7 protein-coding genes are annotated in these 7,741 nt (G+C 35.8%); 5 read left to right on the forward strand and 2 right to left on the reverse strand.

Going from position 1 to position 7,741, the window contains the following annotated elements:
• Positions 1-264: 264 nt before the first annotated feature.
• Complete coding sequence (locus EK386_RS19400; RefSeq protein ID WP_126660830.1) at positions 265-1,251, reverse strand: diaminopimelate dehydrogenase; 987 nt, start codon at positions 1,249-1,251, stop codon at positions 265-267.
• Between the two features lie 291 nt (positions 1,252-1,542).
• Between EK386_RS19400 and EK386_RS19405 the strand changes: the two genes are divergently transcribed.
• Positions 1,543-2,106, forward strand: a complete 564-nt coding sequence (locus EK386_RS19405) for a hypothetical protein (RefSeq protein WP_126660831.1) — start codon at positions 1,543-1,545, stop codon at positions 2,104-2,106.
• 50 nt (positions 2,107-2,156) lie between these two features.
• On the opposite strand, the gene EK386_RS19410 is transcribed toward EK386_RS19405, so the two are convergent.
• Positions 2,157-2,924, reverse strand: a complete 768-nt coding sequence (locus EK386_RS19410) for a CPBP family intramembrane glutamic endopeptidase (RefSeq protein ID WP_126660832.1) — start codon at positions 2,922-2,924, stop codon at positions 2,157-2,159.
• 289 nt (positions 2,925-3,213) lie between these two features.
• Here EK386_RS19410 and EK386_RS19415 point away from each other — a divergent pair, with 289 nt between their 5' ends.
• From EK386_RS19415 to EK386_RS19430, 4 genes are all read left to right on the forward strand, one after another.
• Positions 3,214-4,473, forward strand: a complete 1,260-nt coding sequence (locus tag EK386_RS19415) for a mechanosensitive ion channel family protein (protein ID WP_126660833.1) — start codon at positions 3,214-3,216, stop codon at positions 4,471-4,473.
• A 221-nt stretch (positions 4,474-4,694) separates the two neighbouring features.
• Positions 4,695-6,086 carry an S-layer homology domain-containing protein gene (locus EK386_RS19420; protein WP_126660834.1) on the forward strand — a complete coding sequence of 464 codons (1,392 nt, stop codon included), beginning with the start codon at positions 4,695-4,697 and terminating at the stop codon, positions 6,084-6,086.
• 156 nt (positions 6,087-6,242) lie between these two features.
• A complete protein-coding gene (locus tag EK386_RS19425; RefSeq protein WP_246027737.1) occupies positions 6,243-6,788 on the forward strand; it encodes a sigma-70 family RNA polymerase sigma factor in 546 nt (181 codons plus the stop codon).
• Positions 6,775-7,584, forward strand: a complete 810-nt coding sequence (locus tag EK386_RS19430) for a DUF4179 domain-containing protein (RefSeq protein ID WP_126660835.1) — start codon at positions 6,775-6,777, stop codon at positions 7,582-7,584. Before EK386_RS19425 ends, EK386_RS19430 begins: the two co-directional genes overlap by 14 nt.
• Positions 7,585-7,741 lie beyond the last annotated feature (157 nt).

Here is a 7,741-nt window from a genome sequence, read left to right on the forward strand (position 1 = left end):
GATTCATCAGCAACCTGAGATATTAAATAATTACATGCCTTGGTCCAAAAATATCAAAACAACATGTGTAATGAAATAGCCATCTATCCGAAAAAATTCGCGTGATAGACGGCTATTTGTCATGCGTACCGAAAAGGTGCGCTTATTTTTATATTTCGGGCTTACAGAAAACGTAAAAACATCTCTAATTTTCCCCATAACACCAAAAAAATCTACTCTTCCTTTTAACAAGAGTAGATTTTTCAGCTTCAAACTATCAATCAATTATAAATAATCTCTTCTTAATTCTTCTGCAGTGCGCGGAGAAATATAGCTTGGTGCTACATCAAATACAGATTTTGCGCCATATTGTTTTTCTGCGTTTAAACGATAAGCAGCGCGAGCATAAGCTACAAGTACGCTTGCAGTAAATTCAGGGTTGCTATCTAGCTTCAGTGAGAATTCATAAATTTGTTTGTTGCCGTTTCCTGTATTACCACCACGAATAACAAATCCGCCGTGTGGTGCTTTTGAGTGGTCACGCTTTAATTCTTCTTCTGAAATAAAGTGAACTTCTGTATTATAATCAGCGAAGTAGTTTGGCATTGTTTTAATTTCATTTTCGATTCGCGCTGGATCTGCTCCTTCTTCAAGAACGATATAACAAACGCGTTCATGTTTTTCTGCAGTCGATAATTCAGGATTTACACCGCTACGTACTTTTGCCATTGCGTCTTCAGATGGAATTGTATATTGAACACCATTTTTTACTCCCTCAACTCGACGAATCGCATCTGAGTGACCTTGACTAAGCCCTTTACCCCAGAACGTATAGTTTTCACCACTTGGTAAAATTGCATCTGCTAATACACGATTGATTGAGAATAAGCCTGGATCCCAACCTACTGAAATAATGGCAGTTGTGTTAGCTTTCGTTGCTGCTTCATTTACAGACTCATAAAACTCAGGAATTTTTGCGTGTGTATCAAAACTATCTACAGTGTTGAACATGCTCGCAAAGTAAGGAGTTTGCTCTGGTAAATCTGTTGCAGATCCACCACATAGTAGCATTACATCAATTTTATCTTTGTAATCTCCAGCATTTGAAATATGTACAGTTTCTACATTTGGCTCGTCAATGATTAAGTCTTTCGGATCTCTTCTTGTGAAAACTGCTACTAATTCCATATCCGCAGTTTGTTTAATTGCTTCTACTGCACCTTTTCCTAAATTCCCGTACCCAACAATACCAATTTTAATTGTCTTACTCATATTTTTATCCCCTTATCTTAGTAGGAATGATTTCTAATTTGTATGTTTCCTAGAATCAATTCCAAATTTTCCGATGATTTCTCTATTATAAATCTTCTAAATATTTTTTGTAAATAATATTTAAATTAGATAGGGTTAATCTAAAAATGGTATAGGTATCTTTTATGATTTGATTTCTCTTTCCTAGATTTTTGCTTACTTATAAATACTTTCAAAGTGGATAAGAATTTTTATTTGAAAATGAGAGGACTATTAAATAAAAAATCAACTAGATCAATAGGTGGTGCAACTATGGAATATAATAAGGGACTATCGCCAGAGGATAAAATAATCGGTACCGATCAAACTGTTGCAGACTTTTGGAAATGGGGATTTTCAAACCTTTTAACGAATTCACTTAGAGGAATTTATGCAGAATTTTTGGTTGGTGTAGCAATCGAGGCGCTCAATGGTAGTCGAGTGGAATGGGATGCTTTTGATATCGACTATAATGGCATCAAAATTGAAGTGAAATCCTCGGCTTATATTCAAGCATGGTATAACGGCAATCATTCGAAAATTAGCTTTGGAATCGCAGAGAAAAAGGAATATGATTATGCAACAAACAAATATTCAGCTATTGCACAAAGGCATGCGCAAGTATATGTTTTTTGCCTTTTAAAAGAAAAAGACCGTGATCGAATTAATCCTTTAGATACTCGGCAATGGGAGTTTTATGTCGTTGCAACGAAGGATTTAAATCACTTTTACCCTCAACAAAAGTCAATTGTTTTATCGTCATTGCAAAAAATAGCTAAGCCAATACGTTATGATGAGTTGAAATTTGAAATGGACCGAGTGATTGACAATTTGTAATGTATACATTGAAAGCAGAGCTCTATTAAGTAGAACTCTGCTTTATGTCTCTATCTTTCATATGTTCTATAAAACTTGATCGTTAGCAGTACGACCATTAACATTATTGCTGATAAAATTGTCGATAGCCAATTAACCCAGCTTGCTGCAACATTTTCTGAAAATAGTAGAACCCCATCCCCTACATTTCCTGAGACCCCATAAAACAAACCATAGATCGTATTTAGACCAAAATGTATGCCTGTATTGGCCCAAATGGAGTTAGTTTTGTAAAAGGCATAAGTAAGACTGAGGCCTAGCACAATAGAGAAAATCGTATTTTGCCAGCTAAAACCAGCGTACCAAATATCGTCAAACGCATATAACAAGATGGAAATAATAAAGACGACAGGTATAGGTAAGCGGTCCTTAAAATGATAAAAGACAAGGCCCCGCGTAATCATATCGTTTATGAGCGATCCTGTCCCAAAGCCAAAAATAATAATCGCTATGGGTAAAACACTTTCGCTCGCCGACTTAATCCCAACGAATTCTAGTTTACTAAGGGATAAGTACGCTCCAAATAGCAATAGCCAAAAGAAAGCTCCTGTTACGAAGCCATATGTAAGGTTACGTTTCCATCCTTTAAAAAAGATAAGACCGTAGCTTTGTAACCCATTTGCATTGGAAAGCTTAGCCACCCAATAGGCAATGCCGAAAAATAAAATAATATGAAAAAAACGAATGACATCATTCATAGGGAAGAGATTGGGCAAAAGATTAAAATAGAGGCTAAGTATTAAAAACTTTATCCCAAAATTTACAGAGTTCTTGATCATATAGAAAGTCCTTTTCCTAGAGTAATAGAAAAATTCGACAAGATATCCTTTAATACCTTTAAATATTTGCTAGATATTTGATTTATGGAGAATAGGGAAGAGAAGCCCACGATCAGAATACGCCATTTAAAGGTAATAGTACAATTCAACAAATAACAGTTATTTCCACCATATAGGCTAATGAAAGTAATGGTATGTCGAATGATGTTATAATAAAAGCCATTCACTACATGTGTGGTGTATGTAGCTTCATTTGTAAGCAAAAATACATACTATGGAGGGAAATAGAATGAATTTTATTAACAAGCAGCTTCTAGATTATGGCTTGGATGCAGTATGGGCTAACTACCTGTCGATTGCGATAATGATTGTTTTAATAGCAATTCTTTGTATCATTGCAAATTTTATAACGAAGAAAGTGGTTATTCGGCTTATTACCCACATTGTTCACAATAACAAATACAAATGGGATAATATTCTATTGGAGAAAAAAGTATTTCATCGGTTATCTCATATTGTACCCGCCATTATTATTTATTACTTTGCTTCTGCGTTTCCAAACTACCAGCATTTCATTGAAAAGATTGCAATTACTTATATGATCATTATGACATTAAGTGTAATTAGTAGTTTACTAAGTGCAGTCAATGATATTTATCAAACCTTTGAAATTTCAAAAGTGAAACCAATAAAGGGATATATTCAAGTTGTTAAAATTATCGTATTTATCCTTGGTGCGATTTTAGTTATTGCAAACTTAATAGGTGAAAGCCCGCTAATTCTTCTAAGTGGAATTGGTGCACTATCAGCGGTCTTTATGTTGGTCTTTAAGGATTCGTTGTTAGGGTTAGTTGCGGGAGTTCAATTGACGGCCAATGATATGGTACGTGTAGGGGATTGGATTGAAATGCCGAAATACGGTGCGGATGGCGATGTTATTGACATCTCGCTGAATACGGTGAAGATTCGTAATTTTGATCATACTATTACAACACTACCAAGCTATGCGCTCATTTCAGATTCTTTTAAAAACTGGCGTGGCATGCAGGCATCTGGTGGACGACGAATTAAGCGATCTTTGTATATTGATACAACGAGTATTTCTTTCTGTACAGAGGAAATGATTGAGAAGTATAAACATATTCAATTTCTTTCGGATTATATTGTGAATCGAGAACGCGAAATTGAAGAATACAATATAAAAAATAAGATTAATCGGAGTAATATTGTCAATGGAAGAGCTTTAACGAATATCGGTGTCTTCCGCGCATATATCAGCTCGTATTTGCAACATCACCCTGGAATTCATAAAGAAATGACGTTGATGGTAAGACAATTAGCGCCAGGTGAATATGGATTGCCATTGGAGATATATGCCTTTACAAATACTGTGCAATGGGCGGTATATGAAAGAACGCAAGCAGACATCTTTGATCATCTATTTGCCGTAGCACAGGAGTTTGGACTTCGAATCTTCCAAAATCCATCTGGGAATGATTTTAAGTCAATAGTAGAGGGACCAAAACCTGGACTAAGCTCAACGGAATAAGTGCGAAATTTAAGTAGGTTGGCTTGGAGCTAGCCTGCTTTAATTTTTAAATCGCAAAGATATTTTACATACAAAGAACATATACAATAATGAAGGTTAAAGGTAGTCACGTAAAAATGTGGCTACCTTTTCTTTTGCTTTTTGAAATTTTTGTCACCTTCTGCAGTTGGTAACCGTCTATTATGTGCTTTGAAATTTAGTTAATTTTGGGAGGAACTAGGTTGAAAAAATGGAAAAGAATGTTGGCTGTTTCTGCGATTACGGGAAGTCTTTTATTTTCGAGTAGTTTAGCATCTGCTAAATCATTTAAGGATTTGAGTAATGATCATTGGGCGCAACATGAGATTAATTATTTAGTAGACGAACAAATTATTTCTGGCTATCCGGATGGGGCCTTTTATCCAAATCAAACCATTACAAAAGCACAAGCGGCGATTATGTTAGCACGCGCCCTTGAACTAAAAGGAAGTAAAAATATAAATTTCAATGACGTTCCAACAAGTCATTCAGCATATAAAGACATTTCAGCTGTAGTGGAAGCGGGCATTTTCCCTACAACAAAAGAATTCAAGCCAAATGAACTTGTGACTCGTGAATTAATGGCTGAATTATTAGTCAATGCTTTTAAACTAGAAGGAACTGGGGCTTACGCATTTAAAGATGTCCCAAAAACGGCAGTAAGTTATAAAGCTATTTCCATTCTCGCTGAAAATGACATCACTGTAGGATCTGGAGATGGTGCGTTTAAACCTAAAGAACTTGTAACAAGAGCACAGTTTTCAGTTTTCATGGCTCGTGCATTAAACTCTGACTTTTTACCAAATCAATATAATATTCCAATGAACGTGAATCCAATCGTGAAACTTTTTGATTATGCATTGAAAAATCCAGAAGGTATCGACACTCTATTTAAAACGAAACCAACACTTGATATGAAAGCAATGAGTCAATCAATTAAAAATATCGAAGTGACCGAACTGAAAGAAATTGCACGACTAAATGGGATCACAGAATTCTCCGTTAAATTGAACGTACAACTAAATGAACACCAACAGAATTTCTTAAAAGAAGGAGAAAACCAACTGTACTTCTTAGTGGCGAAAACTGATTATATGGACTTTAAAATTGTGTCCATTTATCAAAAGCCACATTTGCTAGGGGATGACTCCATGATGACATCAAAAGAAGCCGTTTCTTTATTTAGTGGTGCAAATAAAGCATATTGGTACGTGGTGTCAGGCGGAGAAGGGAAACGAGATCTATCAACTTTCACAAAAGGCGATTTAGAATACCGATATATGGCTGAAAACTTAGATTCTGAAGAGAAACTCCGTGCTTATTTAGAAAAATGGTATACACCAGAACAAACAGCAAACTTATTCAAGGAGCTAGGTTTCATTACCCATAACGGGAAACTAGCACAACCGAATGCAGATGGAGGAAGCCTATTAAACTGGGAAAAGGCATTAGGCACACTAACAAAAGGCTCTACAACAGTGAAAACCTATGAATTAAAAGTACCTCTTGGTGAACTGAATGAGGTAGAAACAGTAATGGGTGAACTTCGCTATGTACCAGGTCAAGGGTGGAAAGTACATTCTTTAGGAAATTAACAAGTTAAGTAACGTTCCCCGGTGCTTCTACCTATGTAGGAGCACTTTTTTTGAGGGAGAAATACATAAAAATCTAAAAAATTTTGGAACCAAATGATTCCGAGATTGCCTCTAATAAGTGTAAAACAAATGAGGTAGAAAAGAAGGTGAATAGCAGTGATAACGAACTTAGAGCATTTAGTAATAAAAGCAATAGAGGGTGACAAAGATGCTTTTTGTCAGTTAGTGAAAGAAGTAGAACCTAGTCTGTATCGAATTGCCTATTCAATTTTAAGATCGGATGAGGATTGTTTAGATGCTGCACAGGAGGCAATTATGAAAGCTTATGTTTCCATTCACACGTTGAAACATCCACAATACTTTAAAACTTGGCTCATTCGAATATTAATTCGGGAATGTACAGCATTATTGAAAGAACGGAATAAAGTGGTGGCACTTAATAGCGATGTAAAGGAACCCCATGCAACGTATCACATGGAAGATAATCTGGAGTTAAATAATGCAATTCGTAATTTAGAAGCGGATCATCGCGTCGTTATTACACTCTTTTACCTCCAAGATTTATCGGTAAAGGATATTGCTGAAATCATTGAACAGCCTGTCGGAACAGTCAAGTCGAGGTTAAGTCGAGCAAGAAACAAGCTAAAAGAAATGCTATCGGAAAAAATTCAAGTGGGAGGTTTGCAACATGAGCAAATTTAATGATGAACTAGATCAATTATTCGCGGATGAAAAACATAAAAGTGTCCCAACGTCCTTTAGTAAAGGAATTGATGAAGTTTTAGCAAATTTACCAGATAAAAGGAGCGAACAACCAGTGATGAAACGAAAAATGAAATGGGGATGGATTCATTCGATTGCCGCAGCAGGGATCTTAACAGTAGGAATCCTTGGTTCTGGCTTTGCTTCTCCGGCGATGGCTGTAATGTTAACGAAAATACCAGGACTAGAGTTTTTATATTCAGCAACATATGAAGATGTTTCAGACCAAGACGTTGTTCCAAATTCATTAAGCGGCGGATCTATTTTAACATATGGTGAAAATGGACCTTTTAATAAAGACGTACAAGAACTGCAATTTTTCGAAGGCTATACAAAAGAGTTGGAAGACTTTGTTGGCTATCCTTTTCCAAAAGTCGGTGAATCGGTAAATAATATACGCGTTGATAAATATGGGGAAGGGCAATCTTTAATCACGGTCTTTTCTCCGTTTGCGGATTATGGTGCAACATATCTATCCATTGTAAAAGATCCAATCATTCTACCATCTATTAATGGAACGAGTGTGAAAGATATTGAAAAAGAAAGTGTTGATGTGAATGGAGTTGCAGCAAATGTACTTTCATATCAATTTTCGGCAGACATTAATGACGAGACAACATATATCGTATGGGAAAGAGAAGGATATAATTTTGTCCTTGCATCGAGTGGTGTAGAAATGGAAAAACTTGTGGAACTAGCTAAGGATGTAGATCAACAAACGAAAATATTAAACTAGTTCTCCGAAATTTTATAACGGGTACTTGAGTCAACAAAAGGCCTTCAGAGTTTCTGAAAGCCTCAGACTGTAGACAAACTCGATAAATTTCGAGTTTGCCTACAGTCTTTTTTCTTTTACAATAAACTCAAGAGATTTCTAAAGGTAAAACGAAAAC

The organism is Lysinibacillus antri (assembly GCF_003977595.1).
Lineage (GTDB): Bacteria > Bacillota > Bacilli > Bacillales_A > Planococcaceae > Ureibacillus > Ureibacillus antri.

Bases quoted from the DNA above. Each gene is read 5' to 3' on its own strand.
- EK386_RS19400 (WP_126660830.1), bottom strand. From the start codon at position 1,251: ATGAGTAAGACAATTAAAATTGGTATTGTTGGGTACGGGAATTTAGGA.
- EK386_RS19405 (WP_126660831.1), top strand. From the start codon at position 1,543: ATGGAATATAATAAGGGACTATCGCCAGAGGATAAAATAATCGGTACC.
- EK386_RS19410 (WP_126660832.1), bottom strand. From the start codon at position 2,924: ATGATCAAGAACTCTGTAAATTTTGGGATAAAGTTTTTAATACTTAGC.
- EK386_RS19415 (WP_126660833.1), top strand. From the start codon at position 3,214: ATGAATTTTATTAACAAGCAGCTTCTAGATTATGGCTTGGATGCAGTA.
- EK386_RS19430 (WP_126660835.1), top strand. From the start codon at position 6,775: ATGAGCAAATTTAATGATGAACTAGATCAATTATTCGCGGATGAAAAA.